This is a genomic window from Dehalococcoides sp. THU4, assembly GCF_043231265.1.
GTDB lineage: Bacteria > Chloroflexota > Dehalococcoidia > Dehalococcoidales > Dehalococcoidaceae > Dehalococcoides > Dehalococcoides mccartyi.
Window position 1 is genome coordinate 324,469 of the sequence record NZ_CP171266.1, and the last position, 26,622, is coordinate 351,090.

The following is a 26,622-nucleotide window of genomic DNA, read 5'->3' on the forward strand; positions in this document are numbered from 1 at the left end:
ACAGCCCCGCCCAATTGAGGTATGCAGGTAAGCAGTCATTTCAAGGCTCAAAACAGCCCCAAACAGACACCTTCAAGGTTGAAAAGTGCTATTTTCGCAAACAAAAGTGTAAAATACAGCCATGAAGCCGGATTTAAAAAGATTTTTATTCAACACCTGGAAAACCTTAGCTGTAATCATTGCACCGCTGCTGATACTCAGCTTGACCCTGAGCGTTCTCATAAACTGCCGCTGGCTGTATGAACAGGGTTTTGAAAAATATGAGGTAAGCCAGCAAACCGGCTTCACCCCAGCCCAGCTTAAAACAGCCGCATCCGCCCTTATCGGTTACTTCAACAACAGCGAGGAATACCTAAACCTGCATCTGGAAAAAGACGGAGCAGACATGCAGGTATTTAACGAACGGGAAATACTCCACTTGAAAGACGTTAAGGGGCTTATCCGCCTGAATTATTTAATACTTGGAATCTGTCTGGTACTGGGCGGCGGATTTTTCCTGTACCTCTACTTTAAAAGACAGCCCGAATTCAAAAAAGAAGGCGGCCTGGTACTGCTTCAGGGGGGAGTATTAAGCCTAATGCTGCTGGGGGGTATCGGGATTACAGCCCTTAGTGATTTCCAGAGCTTTTTCACCCGGCTGCATCTGCTTGGTTTCAGCAATGATTTCTGGCTGCTGGACCCTACTAAAGACTATCTGATAATGTTTTTCCCCAAAGAATTCTGGGCAGACAGCGCCATTATGCTGGGTATTTTGGCAGGGGTACTGGCCGCCAGTTTCATAACCGGCGGCTATTTACTCAGGAAACCTTCCAGCCAGGAACTCTACTCTTAAAAAAGCCTAAGCGGAAAGTTAGCCGGTTTCTCAGGACTTACTGACAACCATCACCAGCCGGTACTCTTCCGGGGTGATTTCGGTACCTGTTTCAGGGTAGGGAGTAACGTTAAAGCTGAATTTATAATCCCTAAAAGCAGCCACGGCGTCTCCTCCGCCCCTGTTGACTATATAAAGTTTGCTCGTTGCACCGCCGTATTTAATCAGCAGCTCAACTGTCACTTCCCCCTCCCAGACGCACTGAACACCTTCCGGACAACGGCTGTCAGATAATACCCCCACAAACTTGATAGTCAAATCTTCACCAGCTATCAGGCAGCTTTGTCCGGGGGGAAAAGAAATTGACTGGTCCAGCCCGGCAGTAGGAATTTCAGCAGAGCAGGCAGAAAGAGGGAAAACCAGCATTACCAGACCGGCAAATATGGCCAAGGCTCTCTTACGCATATTGTATCCTTTACCTTTCCGGGAAACACACCCTTAAAACCCAAATCCGGCCGAACTGCCATCAGTGCAACAATACCTGAAATATCTGTTTCCCACTTATTTTATAACGATAAACAGCACTTGCAGATAGCCACCCACTAAAAAATATCTCTCCAAGCGGGGTTTGCAGCCGCCTTATCTACCCCGCACAGCCACTTCGCAATACTGCTCTGGAGCTAAAACAAAAAACCGGCACAACACATCGCTCTACAAGATAGATAAATGCATTATGCCGGCATTTGCCGCTTAAGCCTGATAAAACACAGTTGTATTAAGCTGAATTAGTGGCAGCCGGAACAGCTGGAACAAGAACCGCCTGAACAGGAACCGCCGCCCCCGCCGCAGGAATCTATACCGCGGCAGGCAAAACCAGAAACACCTCTGAAAGAGGGGGTTTTGCACTCAGGGCAGAGGGCCTCATCATCGGCCTTGCTGGTAGAGCGGATGTCTTCAAACCTGGTATTACATTTTGGGCATACATATTCGTAAATCGGCATTTTCATCTCCTCTAAAAATTGTATCGTCAAAAAGATTTAAAGTCAACGATTAGGTGACATAACTACATAATTCCAATGCAGATTCCCAAAACAGCAAACCGTCAAAATAAATCCGCCCGCCCGCAACCAACATTCCTGAAGCTGGATTGACACTAGTCTATCCCAATAAGTATAATCTAGCGGTTCAAGTTGTCCGGATTGCCCTGACCAACTGGTGACTTGACAGGCCGAAGTGGCGGAACGGCAGACGCGCTACGTTCAGGGCGTAGTACCTGTAATGGGTGTGAGAGTTCAAATCTCTCCTTCGGCACCATACCGGCGCTTGTAGCTCAGTTGGATTAGAGCGCAGCCCTGCGAAGGCTGAGGCCGTGGGTTCGAGTCCCACCAAGCGCGCCATATATTTCTGGGGCGGTTAGCTCAGCTGGTTAGAGCACCTGCTTTACACGCAGGGGGTCATAGGTTCGAATCCTATACCGCCCACCATTTTTTAAACGTAAAACAGCCCCCATGATTTAGGTTCACGGGGGCTGTTTTTATTGGCGGCACTAAATCCTCCCCAAAAAATCATAACACCTACCTAAACATAACTATAGCAACCAACCCAGGCAACTGAATGGTAAATTATCACCCGCTATTCCCGGAAATCCGCCTTCCCGGCAGTTTGGTTTTAGATACTGCCATTTGGACGCTGTGTTATAATATTACCCAAATACACACATACGTCTAAAGACAGGAGATAATTTTATTATGGATTTACTGGCTTTTATCTTAGCCATACTGGGCATAATGGTAGCTATTTCCTTGCTCTATGTTCTAAATCTATCCGCCAAAGCTTTGATGATTTATATCCGCAAAAACAAAAGCTGAATATCTGAAATAAGCCGGCATTGACAAAGACTTTTTTTATATTGTAATATTGTTTTACAGACTGGGAATGAGATTAGTAGGTCTTAAGCGAAGCTCAGAGAGCCGGGCAAGGTGTGAGCCGGTGCTAGCGCAAAGAACTGAATGGACTCAGGAGTCGCAGGCCGAAAAAGGAAACTTGAGTAGGTTTTGACGGAAGGGCACCGTTATCAGAGCCTAGGGTATCGCCTTGAGAAATCAGGGCCGCACCCGAAAAAAGATGTTTCTGCATTTTTTGCAGAGATAATTAGGGTGGCACCGCGAAGGTTAATCCCTCGCCCCTAAAAAGGACGAGGGATTTATTTTTTTGCGAGGTACCCTAAAATGTATTATCCATCCTTAGCCGAAGTAAAAAAACTGGCTTCACAGGGTAACCTGATACCCATCTCCCGTGAGATTGTGGCCGACCTTGAAACCCCGGTTTCCGCCTTTCTGAAAATCAAGACCAGCCAAAATGCTTTTTTGCTGGAAAGTGTGGAAGGCGGCGAAAGGGTAGCCCGGTACAGTTTCATCGGCGCTAACCCTTACAAAGTAATCACCGCCTATCAGACAGATACCGTTCCACCTCTAAAGCAGGTTGAAAACGAACTGGGTAAATACCGCTTGGTACAGGTGGGTGAGCTGCCGCGTTTTTGCGGCGGGGCAGTGGGTTTTCTGGGCTACGAGGCAGTCACCCGCTTTGAAGAGCTGCCCTCTCCCGCATCAGACCCGTTAAACCTTCCTGAAGCGGTCTTCATGCTGGTAGATACCATGCTGGTTTTTGACCATATCAGCCACTCTATCAAGGTACTCAGCTATGTCCATACAGAAGAGGATATTGAAGCCTCTTATAACAAAGCTATCCAAAATATAGAAAAGCTGATTAACCAGCTCAGGCAGCCGCTTGCCAAAACAGAGTTAAAACCCGCCCCCGCCGGTGTTCCTGAAACAAAGTCCAATTTCAAACAAACGGATTTTGAGAGCCGGGTATCCAAAATAAGAGATTACCTTAACTCCGGCGAAGCCATTCAGGTAGTTTTGTCACAGCGTCTGTCCAGACCCACCTTGGCCCACCCCTTTGACATTTACCGCGCCCTGCGTTCAGTAAACCCTTCCCCATACATGTATTACCTTGATTTCGGTGATTTCCAGATAGTAGGGGCATCACCTGAGGTACTGGTACGGGTGGAAGACGGCGAGGTTATGACCCGCCCGCTGGCCGGCACCAGAAAACGGGGCAAAACCCAGGCAGAAGATATCCGTCTTGAACAGGAGCTCCGCCAGGACGAAAAGGAGTGCGCCGAACATATCATGCTGGTAGATTTGGGCAGAAACGATATCGGCCGCATAAGCAGGCCCGGCACAGTCCGCATAACAGACGTAATGGATGTGGAACGCTATTCCCACGTAATGCATCTGGTTTCCCATGTGCAGGGCAAACTGAAAGCGGATATCACCCCGTTTGAGGCATTGGAGTCCTGCTTCCCGGCAGGCACAGTCTCCGGCGCGCCTAAAATACGGGCGATGGAGATAATTGCCGAAATGGAAACCGAGAAACGGGGCATCTATGCCGGGGCTGTGGGTTACTTTTCCTATTCGGGCAATATGGACATGGCTATAGCCATACGCACCATGGTTGTCAAAGGCGGCGTTGCCCACTTGCAGGCAGGCTGCGGCATTGTAAGTGACAGCGTACCCGAATCTGAATATCAGGAAACACTGAACAAGGCTCAGGCCCTGCTGAAAGCCCTGGACAGGGCAGAAAATATGGCAACGGAGAAACCGCATGTTGTTACTAATTGATAACTACGACAGCTTTACCTACAACCTTTTCCAATATTTTTCAGAACTGGGACAGGAAGTAAAGGTAGTCCGCAATGACAAGATTACCCCTGATGATATAGACGCCCTGCGTCCCGAATACATCGTAATTTCACCCGGGCCGTCTTCACCCCTTCAGGCAGGCGTGTCTAACGAGGTTATCCGCCGCTTCGGCCCCGAACTGCCTATCCTGGGCATCTGTCTGGGGCACCAGTGCATCGGGCATACATACGGGGGGATTGTCAGGCAGGCAGACAAAATAATGCACGGCAAACAGTCACTTATACAGCATGATAACCGGGGTATTTTCAAAGGCCTGCCCAAGGGGTTTCCCGCCATACGTTACCACTCCCTGATAGTAGACAAGCCAACTCTGCCACAGTGTCTGGAGGTAACCGCCTGGACAGATGACGGCACTATCATGGGGCTTAAGCACAAGGAATACCCTGTTGAAGGTATCCAGTTTCATCCCGAATCATTTAAAACCGAGTGCGGCAAGGAGATTCTGGCTAATTTTCTAAAATACTATGCACCTTTATCAGCAAAAAAGGAGCGGAAAAATGATTAAAGAAGCAATCGGGTCTTTAGTTCTGGGCAAATCTCTTACTATTGAACAGTCTGCCTCTGTCATGGACGAAATAATGGAGGGCAAAACCACCCCTGCCCAGATAGGGGCATTTCTGACAGCCCTTCGGGTCAAGGGGGAAACTGCCGAAGAAATAGCCGGACTGGCCAGTGTCATGCGGGCCAAGTCTACCCGGATAATCACCGACACCCCGGTGCTGGACATAGTGGGTATCGGCGGTGACGGGATAAACACGTTTAATATATCTACCGCCGCCGCCTTTGTTATATCCGGTGCAGGGGTAAAAGTGGCCAAGCACGGCAACCGGGCGGCCAGCAGCATGTGCGGCAGCGCTGATGTACTTGAAGCGCTGGGCATAAAAATAGACCTGCCAGCCGAACAGGTAAAAACCTGTATAGAGCAGGCGGGTATCGGCTTTATGTTTGCACCTGTGTTCCATCCGGCCATGAAATATGTAGCCCCCTCCCGGCGTGAAATAGGCATACGCACCGTGTTCAATATCTTAGGCCCGCTAACCAACCCGGCCTGCGCCCAGTACCAGCTTATCGGCGTGCCTGAAATATCTCTGGGTGACAAGATTATTTCAGCCCTGTCCCATATGGATATAAAGCATGCCCTGGTGGTACACGGCTTAGACGGCATGGACGAAATGTCCATCAGCGGGGATTCAGTCATATGGGAGCTGAAAGATAACGAAATAATCAAATTCCGCCATGCACTTTCACCGGAGGAAATGGGCTTGAAAGCATCTCCCCTTGAGTCGGTTAAAGGCGGCTCAGCCCAGGAAAACGCTCTTACCCTGCGTGCGGTGCTTTCCGGCGAAAAAGGGCCTAAGAGAGATGTAGTCCTGCTGAATGCGGCCGCCGCCCTGATGGTAGCAGACCGGGTTAAAACCATTAACGAAGGTATCAGCCTGGCGGCTAAAACGATTGACAGCGGGCTGGCACTGGCCAAACTGGAATCTTTAATCAAACTCAGCCAGTCTCAGGCAGGCGGGTAAAGCCGTGATATTGGAACGTATAGTATCCGGCAACCTGCCTGATTTGAGGCGGAGGAAAGAAGAGCTGCCGCTTTTGAAACTGCAGGCATTGGTAGCGGACATGCCCTGTCCACCCCTTGACATGGCGGCAAGCCTGAAAGGCAACGGTATTAAGCTTATTGCCGAGGTCAAAAAGGCCTCACCCTCCAAAGGGATAATCCGGCCTGACTTTGACCCGGTGGATATTGCCCGCATATATGCCCGAAACGGGGCGGCCGCCATTTCGGTACTGACCGAAGAACACCATTTTCAGGGCAGCCTTGATAATCTGAAACTAATACGTGAGTCCGGGGCGGCATCAAGTCTGCCTTTGCTGCGGAAAGATTTTATCCATGACCCCTATCAGGTATATGAAGCCCGCCTGTACGGGGCGGATGCTGTTTTGCTGATAGCGGCCATGCTTACACCCCAGAAACTGGAGAAACTGCTTTCACTCAGCCACACACTGGGCATGAAATGCCTGGTAGAGGTGCATACCCGGCCGGAACTGGACATAGCCCTCAAGAGCAATGCCCGGATTATCGGCCTGAATAACCGTGATTTGCATACATTTAAAGTGGACCTAAGCGTAACCGAAACCCTCCGCCCCCTGATACCGCCTGAGCGTATAGTTGTCAGCGAAAGCGGCATCCAAACCAGAGCGGACATATCCCGTCTGGCAGAGCTGGGGGTAGATGCGGTGCTTATAGGGGAAGCCCTGACGGCCTCGGCTGATATTGCCGCCAAAATGAGGGAACTGCTGTGATAAAGACCAAGATTTGCGGTTTGACAGAGGTTGGACAAGCCTTGGCCACAGCCCGGACAGGGGCTGATTTTGCCGGAGTGGTATTTGCCCAAAGCAAACGGCGTATCACCCCTGACAAAGCCTTGCAGATAGCCGAAGCCCTAAAACCGCTTAACCCCAGACCTCTGCTGGTGGGTGTCTTTGCCAACCAGCCGCTGGAGGAGGTAAATGAAATTGCCGCCACCTGCCACCTGGATATGGTACAGCTTAGCGGGGACGAAAGCTGGGAATACTGCAACCGGGTAAAGCTGCCGCTTATCAAAGCAATCCATATTGCCGAAGGCACTACCGCCGAAATAGTCATGCAGGAGATACAGGACGGGCTAAAAGCCCTGAATAAACCGCCCGTATTCCTGCTGGATAAACGCACCCAAACATTGCTTGGCGGCAGCGGCCAGAGTTTTGATTGGCAGATTGTAAAACAGGTTTCACAGAAATACCCTGTGATGGTGGCCGGGGGGCTTAATCCCGAAAACATACAGGAGCTTCTGGAAATAGCCGCCCCCTGGGGAGTAGACGTAGCCAGCGGGGTGGAAACAAACGGGATAAAAGATACAGCCAAAATAAACCTTTTCATCAAACGGGTGAAGGATGCGGATGGTAAGCGGATATGTTAGTAATAATGAAAAATGACGCCACAGAGGCACAGATAGCTAATGTTATGAAGGAGATTACCAATTCAGGCTACCGGGGTATACCCATACCGGGTGACCACCGCACCGCCGTCTGCATAGTGGGCAACCAGGGCATGGTGGAGGAAAACCCCTTTCTGGCACTGGAAGGGGTCAAGGAAGTGCTCAGGGTAACCAAGCCCTATAAACTGGTCAGCCGGGAAACCTGCCCCGAACCCACTGTTATCCGTCTGGGAGATGTGGAAATAGGAAACGGGTGCAAACCGGTTATAATAGCCGGGCCTTGCTCGGTGGAGAGCGAAGAACAAACCCTCCGCATAGCCCGTCAGGTAAAAGAGGGCGGTGCCAAGCTCTTCAGAGGGGGGGCATTCAAGCCCCGCACTTCACCCTACAGCTTTCAGGGTTTGGGTAAAGCCGGCCTCAAGATACTGGAAAAAGTACGCTCTGAAACCGGCCTCTTTATTGTCACCGAGGCTACCGATTCTGAAAATCTGAAGCTGGTTGAAGCCAGCACAGACATTATCCAGATAGGTGCCCGCAATATGCAGAATTATTCGTTGCTGCGGCGGGCAGGCCAGACAAAAACACCGGTTATCTTAAAGCGGGGGCTGTCAGCCACCATTGAAGAACTGCTGATGGCCGCCGAATACATTATGGCCGAAGGCAACACCCAGGTAATCCTGTGCGAACGGGGTATCCGCACCTTTTCAGACAACACCCGCTTTACGCTGGACCTGAGTGCCATTCTGTCCGTCAAAGCTGTAAGCCATCTGCCTATCATAGTAGACCCCAGCCATGCGGCCGGACGCCGTGATTACGTTATCCCCCTGTCCAGAGCCGCCATTGCGGCCGGGGCAGACGGGCTGATAGTGGAAGTCCATTCAGACCCCGCTGCCGCTCTGTCAGACGGGGCGCAGTCTTTATATCCGGAACAGTTCAGCCGGCTGGCAAAAGAAGTGGAATATTTAAATATGCTGGGAGTAGAAAAATGCCTGAAGTAAACAGCAACTGCAAACCGGGGTATTTCGGCAAGTACGGCGGCCAGTTCGTGCCTGAAATACTGGTACCCGTCCTGAACGAACTGGAACAGGCTTACGAAAAAGCCAAAACAGATGAGGCCTTTCAGTCACGCCTGAAATACCTTTCAAACACCTTTTCGGGGCGTCCCACCCCGCTGTATGCGGCCGAAAGGCTGACCGAATATCTGGGAGGTGCCCGTATTTACCTCAAACGGGAAGACCTGGCCCATACCGGCGCCCACAAAATCAATAATGCCCTGGGGCAGGGTCTGCTGGCACAGCATATGGGCAAAAAAAGGGTTATTGCCGAAACCGGGGCGGGGCAGCACGGGGTAGCCACTGCGGCTGTCTGCGCTATGCTGGGGCTGGAATGTATTGTCTACATGGGCGAAGATGATATCAAACGCCAGGCCTTAAATGTGTTTCGCATGAAGCTGATGGGAACGGAAGTCAGGAGCGTTTCTTCGGGCAGCCGCACCCTGAAAGACGCCATCAACGAAGCCATGCGTGACTGGGTAAGCAACCCGGAAACCACTTATTACATAATCGGCTCGGTAGTCGGGCCGCGCCCTTACCCGGCCATGGTACGGGATTTTCAGGCCGTTATCGGGCAGGAAACCAAAGACCAGTCACTAAAACAGCTGGGGGGACTGCCGGACTGTATAGTGGCCTGCGTAGGCGGCGGCAGCAATGCCATGGGCATTTTTTATGATTTCATACCTGACCAAAGCGTACGCCTTATAGGGGTGGAAGCCGCCGGCAGCGGCATAAGCACCGACAAACATTCGGCTACCCTGAGTGCCGGCAAAGTGGGCATACTTCACGGAGCCATGTCCTACCTGCTTCAGGATGAGCATGGGCAGGTGATTGAAACCCACAGCATTTCGGCAGGACTGGATTACCCCGGCGTAGGCCCGGAGCACAGCCATCTGAAAGACAGCAAACGGGTGGAATATGTTTCGGTAACAGATGACGAAGCCCTGAACGGTTTTAAACTCCTTTGTTCACTGGAAGGGATTGTACCCGCTCTGGAATCATCCCACGCCATTGCCCACGCCCTGAAAATAGCGGGTAATATGCCCAAAGATAAAAATATAGTCATAAACCTGTCCGGCAGGGGAGATAAAGATATGGATATTGTCCAGAAAGCAATGGGGGTGAACCTATGAGCCGCATCAGTGACGCATTTTGCAAACGCAAACCACTTATAGCTTACATAACAGTCGGCTATCCGGATATTGAGACCACCTTGAAACTGGTGCCTATGCTGGAAGCAAACGGGGTGGATATTATAGAGCTGGGCATTCCTTTTTCAGACCCCTTGGCAGACGGGGTCACTATTCAGAACGCCAGCTACCAGGCACTTCAGAACGGGGTAACCCCTGAAGTCTGTTTATCAGTTGCCGCCCGTTTAAAAGAAAAAACCTCTATACCCATGGTGTTTATGGGGTATTACAACCCCGTTTACAATTACGGGCTGAGCGAATTCTGCAATAAAGCGGCCGCCGCCGGTATAAGCGGCCTTATTATTCCTGACCTGCCGCCGGGTGAGGCCGAAGATATAGAAGCAGCCGCCAAAGAAGCCGGGCTGGATATAATCTTCCTGTTAGCCCCCACCAGCACAGACGAACGGATTAAACTGGTAGCCGCCAAATCAGGGGGGTTTATCTACCTTGTTTCCCACTCAGGCGTTACCGGGGCAACGAGAAACCTTCCGGCTGACCTCGGCAGTTTCGTAAGCAGGGTCAGGAAGGCCGCCCGCCAGCCTCTGGCAGTGGGTTTCGGCATTTCCACCCCCGAACAGGCCGCCGATATCTCAAAATATGCTGACGGGATAATAGTAGGCAGCCGCATTATCCAGCTGGTACAGGCAGACCCTTCACTTGAAAAGGTAAGCGGCTTTGTCAGGCAGCTAAGAAAGGCACTTGACTAAACTGCCAAACCGGAGAAAAAGTTAACAGAAAACGGGGAGAAATTTCTCCCCGTTTGGTTTAGTAATATGGTGCATCATCCCTCAGGCTGATAAATATACTGTGCCTAAATCCCCCCGTAGTATTCTTGGTTTCAGCCGAAATAGGGCTTGGAGAAAACGCTTGCCCCCGTATACTACGCCGCAGATATTTCCGCTTGTGAAAATACTCCCGAATTGGTATCCTTTCGGCATAAGGAGACGCCTCTTATGGAATACAATGTAGAAGTAAAACTGCTGGCTATTACCCCGGATGCCGAAAATCTGGCCGAACAGGCCGGGCGGCTGTGTTATGCCAGCGGCAGTAAACAGGGCAGCAGTCAGGACTGGCTGCAAACCCGCATCAAGCAGGGGCATGAAAGCCTGATTGAACATGTGTCCGCCACTTTTTATATAAAGGCATCACGGGTGGTTACCCACGAACTGGTCAGACACCGTATCGGCAGTTACTCCCAGAGGAGCCAGCGTTACGTAAAGGAAAATCAGGCCGAGTTTATCACCCCGCCAGAAATAGCCGAAGGAAACGACGCCAAACTGGAATTATTTAAAGAGGCCATGGCAAATGCCTGGGATTCATACCGCAAACTGCTTGAGGCAGGCATAAAAGCAGAAATTGCCCGTTACGTACTGCCCAATGCCTGCACTACCGAGATTATCTGCACCTGGAATTTCCGCGAGCTGCGGCATATTTTAAAACTGCGTACCGCCCCGTCTGCCCAACCGGAAATGCGGGCTGTAGCCGGCCGGATTAAAGAAATACTAAAAACAAAAGCCCCCAAGATATTCGGAGACCTTTAAAACACAGCTTTAGCATTATCTCCGGTGTGATTCGGCTTAGACATCAGCCAGAGAGGCAGTTTTGGGCTATCTCGCTAAGCAGTGGTGCTTCTTCCCCGCGGCAAAGCGGCAGGCAAAGTCAGCACGAATGCTTTGGCTCTGATATTTAAAAACCAGTTTCTGTTTTTGGTCTTGTTTACTGGTCTGGCCTCTCTTTAGAGGTACTTCCAGAAGGTCTGTAACCCGCCTACAGGGCTACCTGTTTGCAACTAATACAAAGTTACAGGGTAGTCTTCTTAAGCCTTATAAGGGCATCCCGGTTCTGGCGTTTCAGCCAGACCTGCCCGCCCTCAGTTACAGTTTTGCCGCTGTCCTTAAGAAAATTTTCCAGCCGCGCCAGTTCATCCGGATTAAACCCCGGATTGTAGGCAAACATTTCCAGCTGAACATCCAGCGGTATCTGGTAATCACGGTAAAACACCTCTACATCAGGGCTGAAACCCATCTGGTAGAGTATGTTGTACAGGTAAATATAATCCGGTGAGGCTTGCAGCCCGAAAAGAGTTTTCAAAGCTGGGCGGAGGTCATTGCCGGCAGTGTGGACAATAAACACATTTTTAGCGGCAACCGCTATCATCTTTTCCAGCGCCAGACGGATATTTTCCATTTCCAGTGAATAAACCGCCATTACGTGGTCATGCAGCCCTATTTCCTCAGGAGACAGGGCTTCCCATTCCTGATTTACTACCCTGATATTCCCCAGAGACTCTTTTTCTATCTCTGCCGTAAGCAGAGCTGACTGTGCGGGGGAAGGCTCAATAGCAGTCACCCTGATACCCTGCCGGGCCAGAGGTATAGCGAAGGCACCCGCACCCGCCCCTATATCCGCCAGACTTTCCCCCGCACAGGTAAGCTGGATAATCCTCTCAAGGAGTTTACCCGGATAGTTGCGGTTGACATACAGCCTCATCCAGGTCTGGTATTTCTGCCAGAAATCCTCGCGGCTATGACCCTGCCGCCCAAGGTTGACCCTCAATCCCCTGCGGGCATTAGCCTCATCCCAGGCTCCCGCCCAGTCAATATCAAATGCAGGTCTGTCCATTTCACCATCTCTTATGCAATATTAAGCAATTGCAACTGGTTGCGTTAGAATATAATAAACACCATCACCTGTCAAGCAAGCAGGATTACTCCTAAGCCCTCAGGGAAACCTTCCTCTGCCCATCTGCCCGAAACCGGCATAAGTACCCCGGTACAAGGCCGTTACGTTTATTTATAACCGGCAGGCTTATTTTTAAAGTACTTGCCCCAATGTGTTATAATGACCCGCACGTTTTATTTAATGGGAGAAAGAAACAAAAAGCATAATGGTAGAAATGTTCGAAAACCTTAATCACAGACTCTATCACCACTTCAGCTGTACCTATCTGGGTATTTTGCGTTATATGCAAAAAAGAATGGCCCATGATACCGAATATACCCTTGAGCAAATGTCCATTTTAAATATGCTCAGAAATTTAGGCAAAGCTGACGTAGATACCATGGCACGCCTGATAATCAAAGAGCCGAATACCCTGCTTCAGATTATGAACCGCATGGTAGATAAAGGCTATCTGGAAAAACGGAAAATAGGCCGCAAGACTGTTTACCAGATAACCGCAGAGCACCGCGCTAAACATGACCCCGAACTTTTTAATGAATATACCGGGGATATTTTTGACTGCTTTACCCAGGCGGAAAAAGATAAATACCTGGAACTCTCAGACAAGCTCTTCAATTCGGTAAACACTAAGCTGACCAATTATTTCGTAGAGTACGAATAACCCCAAATTCTACGTACAAAGCACCGTTATTCCTCCGCTTATGACAGTCATTGTCTTTAGCCGGAGGGATGGCGGAACTTAGCGCCCCTAAATCAGGCTATTTCAATTTACCCGCTTCTTCTGCTAAAATATCCCAGTACCTGAATATGATATGGTATACCAAAACTTAATAGGGTGATGAAGCTCGCCTGAAAAAATGCCGTAAGGCTGATAGCTTCTACTGGAGTTCCGGTAGAGGCTTTTTTATTATCCGGCGGTGTTCGCCGCGGGAAATCAGCCAGGTTTTGGCGGACAGCACCCGCCAAAAAGTTAATCTGACCCTATGTAAAGGTCTGGTGAGGAGGTTAGACTGTGCGGGAGATTCTCTATATTGCAGTGGCCGGCGGACTTGGGGCGCTGGGGCGGTATTCCATTTCCGGCTTAGCCCAGAGGATATTCGGAGACGCCTTCCCTTACGGGACTTTAGTGGTTAATATACTGGGGTCTTTTCTGCTGGGATTTGTGATGCAGGCCAGCATGAATACTGACCTGTTTCCGCGCAACTTGCGGCTGGCAGTAACAATAGGGTTTTTAGGGGCTTTCACCACCTTTTCCACCTTCAGTTATGAAACACTGGGATATATTGAAGACGGGGCCTGGCTGACGGCGGGTTTAAACATACTTACAAACGTTGTACCGGGTATTATCGCGGTATTTTTAGGTATTTTACTGGGACGAACGCTATTTGGAGGTGCATAATATGCGCAAGCTTAACGGCGAATCAGCCCTTATCAGGATATTCATAGGCGAGTCGGACAAATATCAGGGAAAGCCCCTCTATCAGGCGCTGGTGGAGATGCTGCGGCAAGAGAAAATAGCCGGAACTACCGTACTCCGGGGCATCATGGGCTTCGGGGCGGGGAGTCACCTGCATACAGCCCATATACTCCGCCTCAGCCAGGATATGCCCATTGTGGTAGAGGCAGTAGATTCGCAGGAAAATATTGACCGCATTCTGCCCGAAGTAGAGAAGATGATGGGAGACGGCCTGATAACACTGGAAAAAGTAAAGGTTTTAAAATACGCCGCCGGACAGCAAAGCCCAGGCTAATCCCGCCTGAAAACCCTTGCTGAGAGTCAAATAAAAAACAGCTTCTTTGGGGAAGCTGTTTTCGTTTATGCTAAACTTAGGCCCTAAAGGCTGGTCAGTGAATATTCAATACTGCGGTCTTTAAGGCTGGAAACCAAAGCATACACATCTTCTTCAGTGCAGACCACCGCCGAAGACAGCCCGTGCAAAGCCGCATCTATAACCACCCCGGAAACATCATAAAGGTAATTCGGCTCTATACCCGCCCTGTGGAGCGCCGCCACAGATTCAAGCCCAACTGCCCCTACATGGCTGACCCCTTTGAGTCTGGTCTTTAAAAGTGCCAAATCAATATGGCGTGAACCGCCCTTGGCAATACCCGGCACTACCAGAATAGTCACCAGCCCGTATTTAAACTCAATCAACCCCTGTATATCATGAACGCCCACATCCTCACCGGCTTTGGCATCAGCCTCCGCAATGCCGGTGGAACTGGTCTGGCAATCAGCTGTGGCATACAGCAGGCCGTTTATCATCTTCAGGCCTACCTGTTCGCCCTTTTTGATATTTTTTTCGGCAATGGCAGGGGATATCACTATACCGTTTATAACGCTGTCTATTCCGTCAAAATAGGCCTTTACCTCGCGGACATTCTTCAGCACCCAGTTTACCCCTTCGCGGGTTATCTGGTAGCGGGAACGCCCCAGATAGGTAATCATGCTTTCGCCTTCCAGCTGACTTATATAATCTGAAACGGCCTGCGGGGTAATAGACAGCTCCTGAGCAATAGCCCTCTGCTGAATAGTTGGCCCGTGAGTGGCTATCTCTATAAGTATCTGGAAACGGGTGGCAAAACTTTTATTCCGAAGTATCTCTACCATACCGGCTTATTATAACGGCTAAACCATCTGCTTACAATGTTCCTGTTTACAAAAACAAGACCCCAACCAGGCTGGAAAAGCATGCTATACTTGTTGCAAATATTCCGGCTAAGGAGGTATGGATGTCTCCGCGCAAACTGAAGACTGACCCGGTAATAACGGATATGCCCGCCCAAAAGATGGCGGTAGTCAGAGGAAAGGGTGCTCCCGACCAGGTTTTCTCCAAGGTATTCCCCGCCCTTTTCGGCTCTGTATACACCCTGAAATTTGACCTTGTGAAGAAGGGCTTGGAATCATTCAAGGTAAGCTGCCCGCGCGCCCGTTACCCTGATGCCAACTTAGTCCCGAAGGGCGAATGGATTATTATTGCCGGTATTCCGGTACCCGAAAATACAACTTCGCTGCCCCAAAAAGAGCCCGGCACCGAAGTAAAACTGGAAACCTGGGAATATGGCCCGGTAGCTCAAATACTTCATCTGGGGTCTTATGACCGGGAAATGGAAACCGTAGAACGTCTTCACAAGTTTATTGCCGAAAACGGTTACGAGATAACCGGCCCGCATGAAGAGGAATACCAGTCCAAACCGGATGCCAAAGTATTAAAAACCCTTATCCGCTACCAGATAAAAAAGCGCCCCTGAAGCAGACCCGGTTTAAGCCATATCAAACAGGGTATCCGGCCGGAAGGGGCAGGTTTATACTTTACGGCTGCTCCCTCTGGACAGGGAAGCAAATATACCTATAAAACACATGCTGGTAAAGAGTATCATGGCGGTGCGGGTGCTGGTCAGCAGGCCTTCATAGTTCTCCGGGCCGATATTCACCGGCCCCAGTATCAGGGAAAACAGGAACATAACCACTGCCAGGCTTATCATCTGGCCGGAAAGACGCATGGTGGAAAGAGTCCCCGAAGCCACCCCGTAATGTTTGCGCTCAACCGAACTCATAACCGCATTGGTATTCGGCGAGGAAAAAAGGGCAAAGCCCATCCCCAGCAGCACCAGGGATATTATTATAAATACCAGCGAAGTATCCGTACTCAGGGTGGACAGAAGGGCCAGACCGACAGTCGTCAAACCCATGCCGGCTGTAGCCACAAAACGCGGTTGAATGCGGTCTGACAGCCGCCCGGCAAAAGGTGACAGGCAGGCCTGAACAAAGGGCATAGCCACCAGTACCAGTCCGGCAGTTTGGGGGCTGAAACCCTTTATATACTGCAAATACAAACTAAGCAAAAAACCGACTGCAAAAGTGGCACTGTAATTTATCAGGGCGGCCAGATTGGACAAAATAAACGGGCGGTTGCCTTTAAACACCCGTATATCAAAAATAGGGCTGGCAAAATTAAGCTCCCTCCAGATAAACACGCTGAAAGCCATAAGCCCTACCAGTATATACCAGATTGCAGACGGGTCAGGCAAAATAGTAGTACCGGCCATAGCCGCTACCACTCCAAGCCCGTATACCAGCGAACCGAAGTAATCAAATTTCTCACCGCAGCACTCAGCCATATCCCAGCCGCGCATCTTCCAGAAAATAAACCCCATAACCAGCAGCCCCAGCGGCACGTTTGACCAGAAAATACTCCGCCAGCCGAAGTGCTCGGTAAGAAAGCCGCCCAGAAAAGGCCCGGCAGACAAACCTATATAAACTGCCGCCACATTTATCCCCAGCACCCGTCCCCGCATACTGGGGGGGAAAGCCGAAATGAGAATAGGGGCGGAAGTACCGAATATACCGGCACCGCCTATACCCTGAATAACCCGGCTGAATATCAGCCAGGCCTCATTGGTAGACAACGCCGAGGAGATAGAAGCCAGCGTATAAACAATAATACCTATGGTCAGTATGCGTTTGCGCCCGTAGATATCCGCCAACCGCCCGAAGGGCACCAGGCAGACCACCGCCGCCATGATAAAGGCGGTAGCTATCCAGCTGAGGTGGACGGCATCAATCCCGAACTCTTCGCCTATGGAAGGCAAAGCGATATTGATAGAAGAAGAGATAAAAGGAGTCAGGAAGGCGCTTAAAGTGGTAACTATCAGTACGGCTTCCTGACTTATCTGTTTCTTGGGCGAATTCACTTGGGTCATAATCCAGTTATTATAGTCCAAATAACTCTGACCGCAAAATCAAATCCGCCCGGTTTTTCTTAAAGAACCAGATTCATAAGTCCCCCCACCCCGATAGCCGCCACCAGCATAACCAGTACTGATTTCAGGGCATCTTTCCGCCCCAGCTCACGGAAGAGTATTACCAGAGACGCTATACAGGGGAAGAGCATGGCCAGCACCAGACTGGCCACCACCAGCTGTTCAGGCCCCATATCCAAAGGCCCTAAAAGGGCCATAGCCGCATCTTTGCGCAGGAAACCCACCACCAGAGGCACAGCCGCATCAGCCGGTAAACCCAGAATACCGGTCACCACCGGCTCGGCCGCTTTGGCGATAACGTCAAATACCTTGGTGAAATTAAGAATATTTATAACTGCCACTACCCCCAGTATGATGGGTAAAGCTTCCTTGAGAAAACTTTTAATCCTGAAAGCCAGCTTTTTCAGCACCAGATTGACAGGGGGCAGGCGGTAGGGAGGCACTTCCAGCAAAAGTTCCGGGCTGAAACCGGGGGTAATCTTGTTCAGAATCATACCCAGCCCCAGCCAGACTGCAAACAGGGTACCGAAAACCAGAAAAACATACCCTATCCCGAATCCCCCCAGCATACCTATTATCATAGCCTGCAGGGAAACACAGGGCACAGCTACCGAAACCAGCGTAGCCGCAATAAAACGCTCGCGTCTGCTTTCCAGACTGCGGGTAGCCATAATAGCCGGCACGTTACAGCCTAATCCCAGCAGGGTGGGTATAAAGGCAAACCCGTGCAGCCCCAGCCGGTGCATTACGTTATCCAGCAGCACCGCCAGACGGGGCAGGTAGCCGGTATCTTCCAGTATGCCCAAGACCAGGTAAAAGGCTACTATGTAAGGCAAAACCATGGCAAACGGCACGTATAATCCGCTGGTAAGCAGCCCCAGGGATTCCTTAAAGTTTATTTCCCCGCCGCTTACATCACCCACCAGCAGCCCATGCAGGAAACCACTGCCGCCCAAAGCATCTGACAAAGAATGAACTACCGGCGCCCACAGATTATTAAAAATGGGGTCAAATACATAGGCTATCAGCCCCTCGCCCACAAACCGCACCACCAGAAAAACTGCCGCCATAATGAATACCGCCATCAGGACACCCAAAACCGGGCTGACACTGGCATCCGCCAGCCTCTCCCCAATGGTATGGTGACGGTGGGTTATCTGCTGAACCTCACGGATAATACCGCCGATACGCTGCCAGCGTTCGTCCTGCCCCTGTTCGGCCAGCACCGGCACTCTGGGTGAAAGCAACTGGACCACCAGCTGTTTAATCCCCTCGCCGCTGGTAGCGGAAGTGGGGGCTATAGGCACGCCCAGTATTTCCGAAAGCTTATCCAAATCTATTTTTATGCCCTTGTGGCGGGTTTCGTCCCACATATTCATAGCTATAACAGTGGGCAAACCCCTCTCCAGAAGCTGCTGGGTAAGATACAGGTTTCTTTCCAGATTAGTGGCATCTATCACATTCAGGATAATTACTTCACCCTCTTTGTCAGACGCCACTTCATCCAGCATTTTTCTGGCCACCGTTTCCGCTTCACAGGTGGGTTCAAGGGTATAAGAACCGGGTACGTCTATAACCTCGGCAATTTCATCACCCAGCTTCATCTGGCCGCGGCTGAAAGTTACAGTCGTACCGGGATAATTGGCAGACATGGTTTGGACGCCGGTCAGGCGGGTAAAGACCACACTTTTACCCACATTGGGGTTGCCGAAGAGCAAGACTTTTTTCATATACCGGCAACTTCCACCATTACTTTGGAAGCCATGCCATGCCCCATAGCCAGCTGGGTTCCGTCAACCTTTACTGTAACCGGCCCTTTAAATGACATGGCACTTATTTTGGTTAATTCCTTGCCCGGCCTAAGCCCCAAAGCCGCCAGGCGGTTATTAACCGCCGCGCCGCCTTCAATGCTGCACACCCGGGCACGGCTGCCGTTTTTCAAATTTGCCAGAGAAACTATTTGCTGAGCCATATGTATCCTTGTCTATATAAAATAATTTACTTACCGAATACTAACGGGCGTCCTGAATTTTAGAGCAGTCAGCACAATACCCGCTGAAACACAGGTCGGTATTCAAAACCCGAAAACCACTGGCTTCAGGCACATTACTCAAAACGTGTTCCAGCGGATACTTAAACTCCACCACCTTGCCGCAACCCAAACATAGCAAATGGTAGTGCTCGCCGCCGGTCTTTATTTCGTAGTAATGGGTATGCTCATCCAGATGAATCTCCTCAATAATCCCGGCCTCTCTAAGGGTTTTCAGGTTTCGGTAGATAGTCCCCAAACTCACCTTGGGGAATTTTTTCTGCACTTTCTGATATATATCTACTGCGGACATATGCCCCTTGGCTTTAGACAAAACCTCCAGCACAGCCTGGCGCTGACGGCTGGCGCGGCTTCCGGCCTGAATATTTTCATTTACTGAGTTAGCCATATTGCTGGCACCTTTCTCTTATCAGTAATGATTACTGTTATTAGTATATGGCAGCCGGCTATCTTTGTCAAACCATTCCCGCAGGCAATTGTAAGGGGCAAGCAGTCTGGGGTATGATATAATGTATATGACTGAGTACGTAACCCTGACAACTAACCGCAAAGCATTTCACAACTATTTCCTGGAAGAAAAATATGAAGCCGGAATAGTCCTGCTGGGCACGGAGATAAAATCTCTCCGGGGCGGCAGGGTAAACATGGGTGATGCATACGTCAAACCTCAGGGGGGTGAGCTCTGGCTGGTAAATGCCCATATATCGGCTTACCAATGCAGCGGACATACCAGCCATGAACCTTTGCGGGAACGCAAACTGCTTATGCACCGCAAAGAAATAGCCCTGCTTATGTCAAAGGTCAAGGAAAAAGGGCTGACCCTGGTACCGGTGCGTATCTACCTTAAAAACGACATTGCCAAGGTAGAGCTGTCACTGGGGCGGGGTAAAAAGCTGTATGACAAACGGGATACCATTACCAAGCGGGATACCGAGCGTGAACTGGAGCGGGAAATAAAACACCGCAATTTCCGCCGTTAAACCAATATTAGGGGACGCGTGGTTTCGACAGGGAAGGTAGGCTACTGGATTGCAGGCTGAGGTGCCATCCACCTCATTAAACAGGTGGCAAAAAACAACTGGCGAACGTGAACTCGTTCTTGCTGGCTAAATAAAACCAGCACATCCTGCCTGGCCCCACCTCAACGGGCCGGGTTTGGGTGCCGATTAGTTGAGGTGCCGTTTCCCCAACGCCGATGAGGGGAACGAAAGAAACATCGGCTGGTTTGGCTAAATTAGGCCGGCAAAAGCTAGCCAGACAAGATTAAATAGACGGCTAATCCTGTAGTAGATCCTGGGTCACCTTTTCTGGACGGGGAGTTCGACCCTCCCCCGTCTCCACCAGAAACACGGACGAGCCGGCGGGTGAAGTACCCAAAGGCTCGTTTAAGATACGTATTTTGGATTCCTTCCTTGATACCGCCACCTGAAAAATGGGTTTAAAGGGCGGCTTCACCTTAACTGCAATCACCGAACAGCTTTGTTTCACATCCACATACACCCCGTCCAGCATGGTCAGGAGTATCTTCCTCTGTTCAGCAAGGTTTGCCTTACCCCAGAGTACAGGCAGATTCTGGATAAGTTTCCCAGCCTGCTCGGATGCGTCATAGTCGGGTACTACCAGTGATTCCAGACTGAGTTCCAGAAGTCTTTTCTGCCTTAAGTATTCTTCCTCAGGTATCAGACCGTCTATATAGGTCTTGGCCATACGGTGGAGTTTGCCGGTTACCTGCTCTTTTTCTTTTTTGACCCTTTCCACTTCATCCTTAAGGCTTATGATAGATAGTACTTCCTCAAGCCAGCCCGGACCAAGCTCTATAGCGGAAACAAGTTCCCTTATCTGATTATCTATTACATGGCAGGCTATAGTACCGCCATGTCCGGGGCATTCCTGTATGCTTCTTGAAGCTTTGTGCTCCCGGTAGTAGCTGTTTCCGCTTTTATAAGTCTGAGCCCACATAGGCATTCCACAATAGGCACATCTGACCAATCCTTTAAGCAGGTATTCTCTACCAGGTGAAGTAGTCAAGGTTTCAGATCTGCCCGAATTCTTCCTTAAGGCCAGTTGGACAGTATCAAATAATTCCCGGCTGATTAAGGCTTCATGGGCACCGGCTAGGATTTCATCCCGGTGGTTTATCTGCCCGGTATAGAAGGGGTTATGCAGGATATTTCTGACCGAGGAACTGGTAAATAGTCTTGGCCCTGAGACTAATTCTCCGTTGGCATCAGGTAGATTTTTGGTGTTGTGGGTACGAAATCCCTGTTCATTTAGCCAGATAGCCAGTTGGGAGAGAGTGGTTGTACCGGAGGAATAGCGCCGGAAAAGCTCGGCTGCTGCTGGCCCTTCCCTTGAGTGGATGTGAAGTCCTCCGGGGTGTTCCTTCTCGCAGCGCCTTTTCTTTTCTCCCTTGTCGCCTATCTCCCAACAGGATTCATAGCCGAAGGGGATACAGCCATTGTGTTTGCCTTCCCTGGCTCTTTGGTCAAGTCCTTTTCTGACATGGGTACTTAAAGCTTCACTGAAATACTGGGCAAATGCCCCCAGCATCTGGGTGAAAAGGATACCGTCCGGTTTAGAATAATCCAGATTTTCAACAATAGAGACCAGCCCTATCCCGTACCTGCCCAGTAGTTTTAATGATTCCAAAGTAACGGTAAGATTCCTTGACCAGCGGTCAAGTGTATGTACAACTACAATCTCAAATTCATTTTTGGCTGCATCTTCAAGGAGTTTCCTGAAGACCGGTCGTTTATGAGTACTGTCTACATGGGCGGATTTGCCTTCTTCCCGATATATGCGTACAGCCTGCCAACCCCGGTTCTTGCAGAGCTCGGTAAAGAGTCTTTCCTGAGCATCCAGAGAGTAACCCTCAACCTGTGAAGCCGAAGAGACCCGGACATAGGCAACCGCCCGTTTAGTTTCGGCCATTTCCTGTTTCCCTGTTAGCTTCACGCTGAGAAACTGAAAATGCCACCTCTGCCAGAGTTGTCAGAAACTGTTCTACCATCATCTTTTGCATTACCTCAACCTCAGAAGTGGCGGTTAGTGTATACGCAGCACGTATACGTGTCAACTCATCCGATTTATCAGATTGAGTTATCTCTTCAGATACAAGCTTGCCGCCATCTTCCTGTATAGACATCTCTAACAATTCCTAGTTCATTTGCAGAAGAGTCTTTCAGATTTTTCTACTACCTGTCTCACATATTCCTGTTGAGTAATAAACCCCCTGAAATGCCTGCCATCTTTCGGGCAGACAAACATAATGAAAGGTTTACCGGATTTACGGCCGCTGGCCAGTTTCACTTCCAGCGTTTCACTGCAGACCGGGCATTTTATGGATTCAACTGCCATATCTTTACTCCTTACCCAGATACGATTGACATAATAGATACAAAGCCTGTCCTCTTAAGGTGGGATTATCACTTTTATTACCTCTGGCAAAGGGAATAAAACGGGTTATGGCTTTTTCTACAACTTTCTTCTGGTCACTTGTCAATTGAAAATTGAGATGACTCAATTTGGCAAGTCTGGATTGCTGCCAGTTTTGGAGCTGAACACTCAATTCTTCCTGGCCTATGGAAGCCAGAGAAGTCAGATTATCCGAGGATTCAGGCAATACCAAAAGTACTTCTTCCTGTTTAATCTGGGACAAAATTTCCCGTAGAAGTTGAGCTCTGAGCCCCAGGTCATCCACCCCGTGGATATGATTTAGAGCCTGAGCCAACAGTTTAGCTTCAGAGTCATTTAATTCAAGTACAATACAAGGCACAGTTTGTATCTTAAGTTCAACCAGTACCTTTAATCTCTGGTTACCGGATAAGACTTCAAAATATCCATCTTTAGATCTGACCACCAGATTTTCAACCAATCCATATCTTTTAATACTCTGCTTCAATTTCCCAAGTGTCTTCTCATCCAGTTGGTTCGGGTTCCAGACTGCTTCCCTGAGAATCCCCAAGGGCAAATTAGTTATTTCCATTATTCCCCTCCTTGATAGGGTAGGGTAATACCGCAGATTTCAGGTATCCCCGCCATTTCGGATCCAGAAAATATAAATATCTGTGCTTGGCAGATTGTTTAATCGCATTAATTTTTATCCCCTGTTTTTTCAGGTAACCCTGATCACGGCTGCCCAGAAAATTATTTAAAGAGCGTCCGTGCCTGAGTCGGCCATCTCCCAAATCATACAAAGGCATCGCCGATGATAGTCCGGTATAAAGCCAGCCGGTAGCCTGATAGATAATTCCCAGATGCCCTGCCGATGGATCGCTGTAGGATATCAGAAACTTTAAATCTGTATGACGTTTTAAGTACCTGAATATCACCCCTAAAACCCTTGATTCAGCGTTTTTAGGTAAATCATCTGATAACCAAAATCTGGTAAGGGTTAAACAATCCTGAGGCTCTGCCCCATCCACCAGTCGGTAAGCCAAGGCTGGACCGGCACCCAGGGTAATGGCACCGGTCAGCCGGTTATCCAACATAACCCCAAAACAAAGCATCGTGCCTGCCGGAAATGAATGCAGATAGTGCTCCCGTTCCAGAATCCGGGCAGCCGCTTTACGGGGAATTGGGCAAACCAAGAGGTTATGGAGCGCCGCGCTGGGATTTAAACCCGCTCCTGTATCCCGGCAGGATACCATGCTACTCATCACACCCGCGGCGCAATTTACATCCATAAAAACCTTCCTTACCTTAAGATCCCAAAACCATTTGATTTCCTAAATTATCTATCTCTCTATTCATCATCATTTTCCAGGTCATAAGTTTCTTCCTCTTCTCTGCGCCGTGCAATTCCTCTGGCTTAGGATACAATAGCCTGGTAAAGAGAATCACCCAGCAAGATTTCATCAGCCCCAATATCCAACTGGTACAGCTCACCCAATAATTGAGCTAAAGTCTTCATTTTCGCATTCCTTTCCTGTGATATAATTTTGCCAATACCTTTTGGCATCAATAACAGTATGTCCTATAATTCATGAGATGTAATTGCGTCATAGGGAGGTATCTATGACAACGGATAAAATACAATGGGCGTTAAATACCTTATTCCCCAAGGGTGAGGAGAATGGAGGGCCAGCGTATTTAATATTAGACAAATATCAACCCGCAATAACAAGTTTACGCAAAAAAGATCCTGCTTTAGCAAGAAAAGTTGAACGTACGCTTAAACTAATATTTCCAGAGTACTTTCCTCGGAGAAAATATATCAAATGGGACGATACTTATCGTGCGACAAAGGCTAGAATAAATCTTTTACCTCATAACCCATATCTTAGAAAAGATATCTCGGATATTAGAAATGCACTTGGTCTTCCTGATGAGCAAATTAAGATACCATTTGAACAAAAAATATATTCTGATAAATTACAATTATTGATGAAACCGAAAAAAAACCAGGAAAAAGTATCTCAAGAAGAGGCCCAAAGGATAATCGGAGTTGAAGTACTATTGGAGTGGTTAAAAGTATTTCATGAAGTCGAGACCAAACATCAAATAGCTGATAGTGATTTACCCCTAGATATCAGAAAGATGGCGATCAAATCTGCAGAGAAAACCTTCAATACTACGAATTTCCCTGTCTGGTTGCAAGAGCACCTTACATCAACAGTAAATGATGAAACTTCTTTTATAGATAAAGTTATAGACCTACTAATCAAACGACACAGACTGCCGTTTGATTTATATTGGAAGTATGCGATTCAACAATTAAAATACTATCTATTAACTAATAATCCAGAGTGGGTCACAAACTTGGGATATAAAAACATTATAATTTCACCAACATTTCATAAGGGTAGTTACGTAACTCATTTTAATGCCACTATCACAAATATCGATGAGACCTTCACTTTTGAAGATTGGACCAAGTTATGGAATAAGTATATAAAGCCAGAAAATAATGCACTACTGGAAGCAAGTGGTAGTATACCTCAAGGGCGCCTCCCTGTCGGAGTTGATTTTAATAAATTAGAGAAACGGATTAAATTTTTCGAACCCATGATTAATAACAATTTAAGTCCACAGGAGATCGCGAATGATTGTCCAAAATACTTAGATTTAAACGATGACGAGCAGAATTTAGAGCAAGAGTCGATTGTTGATTCAATGAAAAAGTTGAAGACACTTCTAGAACCAAATGATTAGAACGATATGAACTGGATCCTTAAGAGTTAACACTAGAATAAAATACGCTGATTATTTAAAACAAATCGGCTTTTAATGGTATTAAAATTATCAGTAAAATACGAACATTTTGCAGGTAAATTTGTCATATTTATCATATTTTATAACACACCTTTGATGTAAACTATGGCGATGATTTTTGGGATTTTACCCAGTTAATCAGATCCTCTTTTATGAACACCCGCTTATTCCCCAGCTTATATGAAGGCAGGCCTTTCTTAATCAGATTATAAATTGTCTGGTGACTAATACCCAGAAACTCCTGAGCCTCTGAAAAAGATAAAAAACCGCACTCAATCTTCGTTTCTGACTTCTCTATTTTCTTTCTAACCATTGTAATACTCCATTTATTTATGGAATATTACACATCCGTATTGTTTTAGGCACATATTGATTATATTTGATTATTATTGACACCTTTGCGTTTATGTTATATCATCTCTTTATCCATTTACGGGAGGATCTAATGCGAAAACTAATTATCCCATTAGCTGTTATTTTTACCTTGCTGCTTTCCATTTGCCTTACCGGCTGCAATACCAATATCTTTGACCCCTCAGGTAACAACCCGGGATTATTTAATCGCCCTCTGGTAACCAAGATCTCATATTTTATAGACAATACATTTGATATTTCCGCAGGTGATTATTATAAATTCGAGTTTACGATTTCTTCTGATATGCTTAATACCCGGGTCGGAGGCTCATTCTACGCTTCCGGTGGATCAGGTAATGATATCCGGATGCTTATTCTGGATAGTACCGATTACGTTAACTGGGCAAACGGTCACTTTGTAACACCTTGTTATGACTCAGGCAAACTGACCACTCATTCATTTATGTTGAATCTTACCGCTGGCACTTACTATCTGGTTTTAGACAATACCTTCTCCTTCATTTCTTCCAAGCAGGTTAAAATCGACGCTGGGATGGAATGGCAGGAATACGAATAAACTTAAGGAGCATCTACATGGCACTTGGCTTCAGCCTTACAATAATCGGTTTAATCCTATTCGCAACCTGTTATGCAGCCTTTGGAATAGACCTCAGCCAACTGGGCATCAGAATCGGTCCTATTGAGTACCAAATACTTCAATGGGTAATGATAATAGGAGGAGGGCTGTTCCTATTAGG

Annotated in this window: 30 protein-coding genes, 3 tRNA genes, 1 other RNA gene, 1 pseudogene, 1 riboswitch and 1 other annotated feature; of the genes and pseudogenes, 21 read left to right on the top strand and 14 right to left on the bottom strand. The window is 48.5% G+C overall.

All coding sequences use genetic code 11. The features are described from left to right. The first annotated feature begins 121 nt into the window (after nucleotides 1-121). Complete coding sequence (locus ACE6F3_RS01750) at nucleotides 122-832, top strand: TIGR01906 family membrane protein (RefSeq protein ID WP_324664767.1); 711 nt, start codon at nucleotides 122-124, stop codon at nucleotides 830-832. A 30-nt stretch (nucleotides 833-862) separates the two neighbouring features. On the opposite strand, the gene ACE6F3_RS01755 is transcribed toward ACE6F3_RS01750, so the two are convergent. Next, nucleotides 863-1,276: a hypothetical protein gene (locus tag ACE6F3_RS01755; protein ID WP_041343117.1), complete on the bottom strand. Its 414-nt coding sequence runs from the start codon at nucleotides 1,274-1,276 to the stop codon at nucleotides 863-865. A 320-nt stretch (nucleotides 1,277-1,596) separates the two neighbouring features. Next, entirely contained in the window at nucleotides 1,597-1,812 is a 216-nt protein-coding gene (locus tag ACE6F3_RS01760; protein WP_041343120.1) for a zinc ribbon domain-containing protein, read from the bottom strand. Nucleotides 1,813-2,038: 226 nt separating this feature from the next. Here ACE6F3_RS01760 and ACE6F3_RS01765 point away from each other — a divergent pair. The 12 genes from ACE6F3_RS01765 to thyX all read left to right on the top strand — a co-directional run bounded on the left by ACE6F3_RS01765 (nucleotide 2,039) and on the right by thyX (nucleotide 11,342). Further along, nucleotides 2,039-2,125, top strand: a tRNA-Leu gene (locus tag ACE6F3_RS01765). A 5-nt stretch (nucleotides 2,126-2,130) separates the two neighbouring features. Then, nucleotides 2,131-2,208 (top strand) — tRNA-Arg (locus ACE6F3_RS01770). A 10-nt stretch (nucleotides 2,209-2,218) separates the two neighbouring features. Continuing rightward, nucleotides 2,219-2,295: transfer RNA gene (locus ACE6F3_RS01775), tRNA-Val, on the top strand. A 438-nt stretch (nucleotides 2,296-2,733) separates the two neighbouring features. Next, nucleotides 2,734-3,001 (top strand) — a binding site (T-box leader). Between the two features lie 38 nt (nucleotides 3,002-3,039). Further along, the gene (trpE, locus tag ACE6F3_RS01780) at nucleotides 3,040-4,497 is read left to right on the top strand and encodes an anthranilate synthase component I (RefSeq protein WP_324664770.1); all 1,458 of its coding nucleotides are present in this window, start codon (nucleotides 3,040-3,042) and stop codon (nucleotides 4,495-4,497) included. Next, nucleotides 4,481-5,083, top strand: coding sequence for an aminodeoxychorismate/anthranilate synthase component II (locus ACE6F3_RS01785; RefSeq protein WP_324664772.1), 603 nt, complete (start codon nucleotides 4,481-4,483; stop codon nucleotides 5,081-5,083). Before trpE ends, ACE6F3_RS01785 begins: the two co-directional genes overlap by 17 nt. Further along, nucleotides 5,076-6,101 (top strand): anthranilate phosphoribosyltransferase, encoded by a 1,026-nt coding sequence (gene trpD / locus ACE6F3_RS01790; RefSeq protein WP_041343127.1) that lies wholly within the window; start codon nucleotides 5,076-5,078, stop codon nucleotides 6,099-6,101. Before ACE6F3_RS01785 ends, trpD begins: the two co-directional genes overlap by 8 nt. 4 nt (nucleotides 6,102-6,105) lie before the next feature. After that, nucleotides 6,106-6,885, top strand: a complete 780-nt coding sequence (gene trpC, locus ACE6F3_RS01795; protein ID WP_324664774.1) for an indole-3-glycerol phosphate synthase TrpC — start codon at nucleotides 6,106-6,108, stop codon at nucleotides 6,883-6,885. Further along, nucleotides 6,882-7,541 carry a phosphoribosylanthranilate isomerase gene (locus ACE6F3_RS01800; protein WP_324664776.1) on the top strand — a complete coding sequence of 220 codons (660 nt, stop codon included), beginning with the start codon at nucleotides 6,882-6,884 and terminating at the stop codon, nucleotides 7,539-7,541. Before trpC ends, ACE6F3_RS01800 begins: the two co-directional genes overlap by 4 nt. Further along, the gene (aroF, locus tag ACE6F3_RS01805) at nucleotides 7,535-8,557 is read left to right on the top strand and encodes a 3-deoxy-7-phosphoheptulonate synthase (RefSeq protein ID WP_324664779.1); all 1,023 of its coding nucleotides are present in this window, start codon (nucleotides 7,535-7,537) and stop codon (nucleotides 8,555-8,557) included. Before ACE6F3_RS01800 ends, aroF begins: the two co-directional genes overlap by 7 nt. Beyond that, entirely contained in the window at nucleotides 8,545-9,744 is a 1,200-nt protein-coding gene (trpB, locus tag ACE6F3_RS01810) for a tryptophan synthase subunit beta (protein WP_324664781.1), read from the top strand. The genes aroF and trpB overlap by 13 nt, the downstream gene beginning before the upstream one ends. Next, the gene (trpA, locus tag ACE6F3_RS01815) at nucleotides 9,741-10,508 is read left to right on the top strand and encodes a tryptophan synthase subunit alpha (RefSeq protein WP_324664783.1); all 768 of its coding nucleotides are present in this window, start codon (nucleotides 9,741-9,743) and stop codon (nucleotides 10,506-10,508) included. The genes trpB and trpA overlap by 4 nt, the downstream gene beginning before the upstream one ends. A gap of 246 nt (nucleotides 10,509-10,754) precedes the next feature. Further along, entirely contained in the window at nucleotides 10,755-11,342 is a 588-nt protein-coding gene (gene thyX, locus ACE6F3_RS01820) for an FAD-dependent thymidylate synthase (RefSeq protein ID WP_324664785.1), read from the top strand. 259 nt (nucleotides 11,343-11,601) lie between these two features. Here thyX and ACE6F3_RS01825 read toward each other — a convergent pair whose 3' ends face one another. Further along, nucleotides 11,602-12,423, bottom strand: a complete 822-nt coding sequence (locus ACE6F3_RS01825) for a class I SAM-dependent methyltransferase (protein WP_324664787.1) — start codon at nucleotides 12,421-12,423, stop codon at nucleotides 11,602-11,604. 265 nt (nucleotides 12,424-12,688) lie between these two features. Between ACE6F3_RS01825 and ACE6F3_RS01830 the strand changes: the two genes are divergently transcribed. The 3 genes from ACE6F3_RS01830 to ACE6F3_RS01840 all read left to right on the top strand — a co-directional run bounded on the left by ACE6F3_RS01830 (nucleotide 12,689) and on the right by ACE6F3_RS01840 (nucleotide 14,234). Then, the gene (locus ACE6F3_RS01830) at nucleotides 12,689-13,144 is read left to right on the top strand and encodes a BlaI/MecI/CopY family transcriptional regulator (RefSeq protein WP_324664789.1); all 456 of its coding nucleotides are present in this window, start codon (nucleotides 12,689-12,691) and stop codon (nucleotides 13,142-13,144) included. A gap of 164 nt (nucleotides 13,145-13,308) precedes the next feature. Beyond that, nucleotides 13,309-13,371, top strand: a riboswitch (Fluoride riboswitch). A gap of 124 nt (nucleotides 13,372-13,495) precedes the next feature. Next, on the top strand, nucleotides 13,496-13,882 hold the full coding sequence (gene crcB / locus ACE6F3_RS01835) for a fluoride efflux transporter CrcB (protein WP_096476951.1): 387 nt from the start codon (nucleotides 13,496-13,498) through the stop codon (nucleotides 13,880-13,882). Between the two features lies 1 nt (nucleotide 13,883). After that, nucleotides 13,884-14,234, top strand: coding sequence for a DUF190 domain-containing protein (locus ACE6F3_RS01840; protein ID WP_041343155.1), 351 nt, complete (start codon nucleotides 13,884-13,886; stop codon nucleotides 14,232-14,234). Between the two features lie 83 nt (nucleotides 14,235-14,317). Here the strand turns inward: ACE6F3_RS01840 and ACE6F3_RS01845 are convergent, their stop codons facing one another. Then, complete coding sequence (locus tag ACE6F3_RS01845; RefSeq protein ID WP_041343158.1) at nucleotides 14,318-15,094, bottom strand: winged helix-turn-helix transcriptional regulator; 777 nt, start codon at nucleotides 15,092-15,094, stop codon at nucleotides 14,318-14,320. Nucleotides 15,095-15,216: 122 nt separating this feature from the next. Between ACE6F3_RS01845 and ACE6F3_RS01850 the strand changes: the two genes are divergently transcribed. Continuing rightward, nucleotides 15,217-15,735, top strand: a complete 519-nt coding sequence (locus tag ACE6F3_RS01850; RefSeq protein WP_324664791.1) for a GyrI-like domain-containing protein — start codon at nucleotides 15,217-15,219, stop codon at nucleotides 15,733-15,735. 54 nt (nucleotides 15,736-15,789) lie between these two features. Here ACE6F3_RS01850 and ACE6F3_RS01855 read toward each other — a convergent pair whose 3' ends face one another. Genes ACE6F3_RS01855 through ACE6F3_RS01870 form a run of 4 tightly spaced genes read right to left on the bottom strand, consistent with a single transcriptional unit; the run spans nucleotide 15,790 to nucleotide 19,685 of the window. Beyond that, nucleotides 15,790-17,187: an MFS transporter gene (locus tag ACE6F3_RS01855; RefSeq protein ID WP_324664793.1), complete on the bottom strand. Its 1,398-nt coding sequence runs from the start codon at nucleotides 17,185-17,187 to the stop codon at nucleotides 15,790-15,792. Between the two features lie 59 nt (nucleotides 17,188-17,246). Then, nucleotides 17,247-18,977 carry a ferrous iron transporter B gene (locus tag ACE6F3_RS01860; protein WP_324664795.1) on the bottom strand — a complete coding sequence of 577 codons (1,731 nt, stop codon included), beginning with the start codon at nucleotides 18,975-18,977 and terminating at the stop codon, nucleotides 17,247-17,249. Then, nucleotides 18,974-19,219 carry a FeoA family protein gene (locus tag ACE6F3_RS01865; RefSeq protein ID WP_023652781.1) on the bottom strand — a complete coding sequence of 82 codons (246 nt, stop codon included), beginning with the start codon at nucleotides 19,217-19,219 and terminating at the stop codon, nucleotides 18,974-18,976. Before ACE6F3_RS01865 ends, ACE6F3_RS01860 begins: the two co-directional genes overlap by 4 nt. A 40-nt stretch (nucleotides 19,220-19,259) precedes the next feature. Then, entirely contained in the window at nucleotides 19,260-19,685 is a 426-nt protein-coding gene (locus tag ACE6F3_RS01870) for a Fur family transcriptional regulator (protein ID WP_305757392.1), read from the bottom strand. 127 nt (nucleotides 19,686-19,812) lie between these two features. On the opposite strand from ACE6F3_RS01870, the gene smpB reads away from it, so the two are divergent. Together smpB and ssrA are read left to right on the top strand one after the other, a co-directional pair. Further along, complete coding sequence (smpB, locus tag ACE6F3_RS01875) at nucleotides 19,813-20,277, top strand: SsrA-binding protein SmpB (protein WP_324664798.1); 465 nt, start codon at nucleotides 19,813-19,815, stop codon at nucleotides 20,275-20,277. Between the two features lie 10 nt (nucleotides 20,278-20,287). Then, nucleotides 20,288-20,640: a transfer-messenger RNA gene (gene ssrA, locus ACE6F3_RS01880) on the top strand. Between the two features lie 499 nt (nucleotides 20,641-21,139). Here ssrA and ACE6F3_RS01885 read toward each other — a convergent pair. The 5 genes and pseudogenes from ACE6F3_RS01885 to ACE6F3_RS01905 form a co-directional block, all read right to left on the bottom strand. Then, nucleotides 21,140-22,228, bottom strand: a pseudogene (locus ACE6F3_RS01885) (recombinase family protein); the annotation flags it as partial. Next, complete coding sequence (locus tag ACE6F3_RS01890; protein ID WP_023652785.1) at nucleotides 22,215-22,442, bottom strand: hypothetical protein; 228 nt, start codon at nucleotides 22,440-22,442, stop codon at nucleotides 22,215-22,217. The pseudogene ACE6F3_RS01885 and the gene ACE6F3_RS01890, both read right to left, overlap by 14 nt. 17 nt (nucleotides 22,443-22,459) lie before the next feature. Then, nucleotides 22,460-22,654: a hypothetical protein gene (locus ACE6F3_RS01895; RefSeq protein WP_023652786.1), complete on the bottom strand. Its 195-nt coding sequence runs from the start codon at nucleotides 22,652-22,654 to the stop codon at nucleotides 22,460-22,462. Between the two features lie 4 nt (nucleotides 22,655-22,658). Further along, nucleotides 22,659-23,282, bottom strand: coding sequence for a ParB N-terminal domain-containing protein (locus ACE6F3_RS01900; protein ID WP_023652787.1), 624 nt, complete (start codon nucleotides 23,280-23,282; stop codon nucleotides 22,659-22,661). Continuing rightward, nucleotides 23,269-23,982: a hypothetical protein gene (locus ACE6F3_RS01905; protein ID WP_023652788.1), complete on the bottom strand. Its 714-nt coding sequence runs from the start codon at nucleotides 23,980-23,982 to the stop codon at nucleotides 23,269-23,271. The genes ACE6F3_RS01900 and ACE6F3_RS01905 overlap by 14 nt, the downstream gene beginning before the upstream one ends. Before the next feature lie 331 nt (nucleotides 23,983-24,313). On the opposite strand from ACE6F3_RS01905, the gene ACE6F3_RS01910 reads away from it, so the two are divergent. Further along, entirely contained in the window at nucleotides 24,314-25,450 is a 1,137-nt protein-coding gene (locus ACE6F3_RS01910; protein ID WP_023652790.1) for a hypothetical protein, read from the top strand. Nucleotides 25,451-25,613: 163 nt separating this feature from the next. Here ACE6F3_RS01910 and ACE6F3_RS01915 read toward each other — a convergent pair whose 3' ends face one another. Continuing rightward, on the bottom strand, nucleotides 25,614-25,823 hold the full coding sequence (locus ACE6F3_RS01915) for a helix-turn-helix domain-containing protein (protein ID WP_023652791.1): 210 nt from the start codon (nucleotides 25,821-25,823) through the stop codon (nucleotides 25,614-25,616). 132 nt (nucleotides 25,824-25,955) lie between these two features. Here ACE6F3_RS01915 and ACE6F3_RS01920 point away from each other — a divergent pair, with 132 nt between their 5' ends. Then, complete coding sequence (locus ACE6F3_RS01920) at nucleotides 25,956-26,441, top strand: hypothetical protein (RefSeq protein WP_023652792.1); 486 nt, start codon at nucleotides 25,956-25,958, stop codon at nucleotides 26,439-26,441. Nucleotides 26,442-26,622: the final 181 nt, after the last annotated feature.

Coding starts and splice junctions, on each gene's coding strand:
- ACE6F3_RS01750 (WP_324664767.1), top strand. CDS start 122: ATGAAGCCGGATTTAAAAAGATTTTTATTCAACACCTGGAAAACCTTA.
- ACE6F3_RS01755 (WP_041343117.1), bottom strand. CDS start 1,276: ATGCGTAAGAGAGCCTTGGCCATATTTGCCGGTCTGGTAATGCTGGTT.
- ACE6F3_RS01760 (WP_041343120.1), bottom strand. CDS start 1,812: ATGCCGATTTACGAATATGTATGCCCAAAATGTAATACCAGGTTTGAA.
- trpE (WP_324664770.1), top strand. CDS start 3,040: ATGTATTATCCATCCTTAGCCGAAGTAAAAAAACTGGCTTCACAGGGT.
- ACE6F3_RS01785 (WP_324664772.1), top strand. CDS start 4,481: ATGTTGTTACTAATTGATAACTACGACAGCTTTACCTACAACCTTTTC.
- trpD (WP_041343127.1), top strand. CDS start 5,076: ATGATTAAAGAAGCAATCGGGTCTTTAGTTCTGGGCAAATCTCTTACT.
- aroF (WP_324664779.1), top strand. CDS start 7,535: ATGTTAGTAATAATGAAAAATGACGCCACAGAGGCACAGATAGCTAAT.
- trpB (WP_324664781.1), top strand. CDS start 8,545: ATGCCTGAAGTAAACAGCAACTGCAAACCGGGGTATTTCGGCAAGTAC.
- trpA (WP_324664783.1), top strand. CDS start 9,741: ATGAGCCGCATCAGTGACGCATTTTGCAAACGCAAACCACTTATAGCT.
- thyX (WP_324664785.1), top strand. CDS start 10,755: ATGGAATACAATGTAGAAGTAAAACTGCTGGCTATTACCCCGGATGCC.
- ACE6F3_RS01825 (WP_324664787.1), bottom strand. CDS start 12,423: ATGGACAGACCTGCATTTGATATTGACTGGGCGGGAGCCTGGGATGAG.
- ACE6F3_RS01830 (WP_324664789.1), top strand. CDS start 12,689: ATGGTAGAAATGTTCGAAAACCTTAATCACAGACTCTATCACCACTTC.
- ACE6F3_RS01840 (WP_041343155.1), top strand. CDS start 13,884: ATGCGCAAGCTTAACGGCGAATCAGCCCTTATCAGGATATTCATAGGC.
- ACE6F3_RS01845 (WP_041343158.1), bottom strand. CDS start 15,094: ATGGTAGAGATACTTCGGAATAAAAGTTTTGCCACCCGTTTCCAGATA.
- ACE6F3_RS01850 (WP_324664791.1), top strand. CDS start 15,217: ATGTCTCCGCGCAAACTGAAGACTGACCCGGTAATAACGGATATGCCC.
- ACE6F3_RS01855 (WP_324664793.1), bottom strand. CDS start 17,187: ATGACCCAAGTGAATTCGCCCAAGAAACAGATAAGTCAGGAAGCCGTA.
- ACE6F3_RS01860 (WP_324664795.1), bottom strand. CDS start 18,977: ATGAAAAAAGTCTTGCTCTTCGGCAACCCCAATGTGGGTAAAAGTGTG.
- ACE6F3_RS01865 (WP_023652781.1), bottom strand. CDS start 19,219: ATGGCTCAGCAAATAGTTTCTCTGGCAAATTTGAAAAACGGCAGCCGT.
- ACE6F3_RS01870 (WP_305757392.1), bottom strand. CDS start 19,685: ATGGCTAACTCAGTAAATGAAAATATTCAGGCCGGAAGCCGCGCCAGC.
- smpB (WP_324664798.1), top strand. CDS start 19,813: ATGACTGAGTACGTAACCCTGACAACTAACCGCAAAGCATTTCACAAC.
- ACE6F3_RS01890 (WP_023652785.1), bottom strand. CDS start 22,442: ATGTCTATACAGGAAGATGGCGGCAAGCTTGTATCTGAAGAGATAACT.
- ACE6F3_RS01895 (WP_023652786.1), bottom strand. CDS start 22,654: ATGGCAGTTGAATCCATAAAATGCCCGGTCTGCAGTGAAACGCTGGAA.
- ACE6F3_RS01900 (WP_023652787.1), bottom strand. CDS start 23,282: ATGGAAATAACTAATTTGCCCTTGGGGATTCTCAGGGAAGCAGTCTGG.
- ACE6F3_RS01905 (WP_023652788.1), bottom strand. CDS start 23,982: ATGGATGTAAATTGCGCCGCGGGTGTGATGAGTAGCATGGTATCCTGC.
- ACE6F3_RS01910 (WP_023652790.1), top strand. CDS start 24,314: ATGACAACGGATAAAATACAATGGGCGTTAAATACCTTATTCCCCAAG.
- ACE6F3_RS01915 (WP_023652791.1), bottom strand. CDS start 25,823: ATGGTTAGAAAGAAAATAGAGAAGTCAGAAACGAAGATTGAGTGCGGT.
- ACE6F3_RS01920 (WP_023652792.1), top strand. CDS start 25,956: ATGCGAAAACTAATTATCCCATTAGCTGTTATTTTTACCTTGCTGCTT.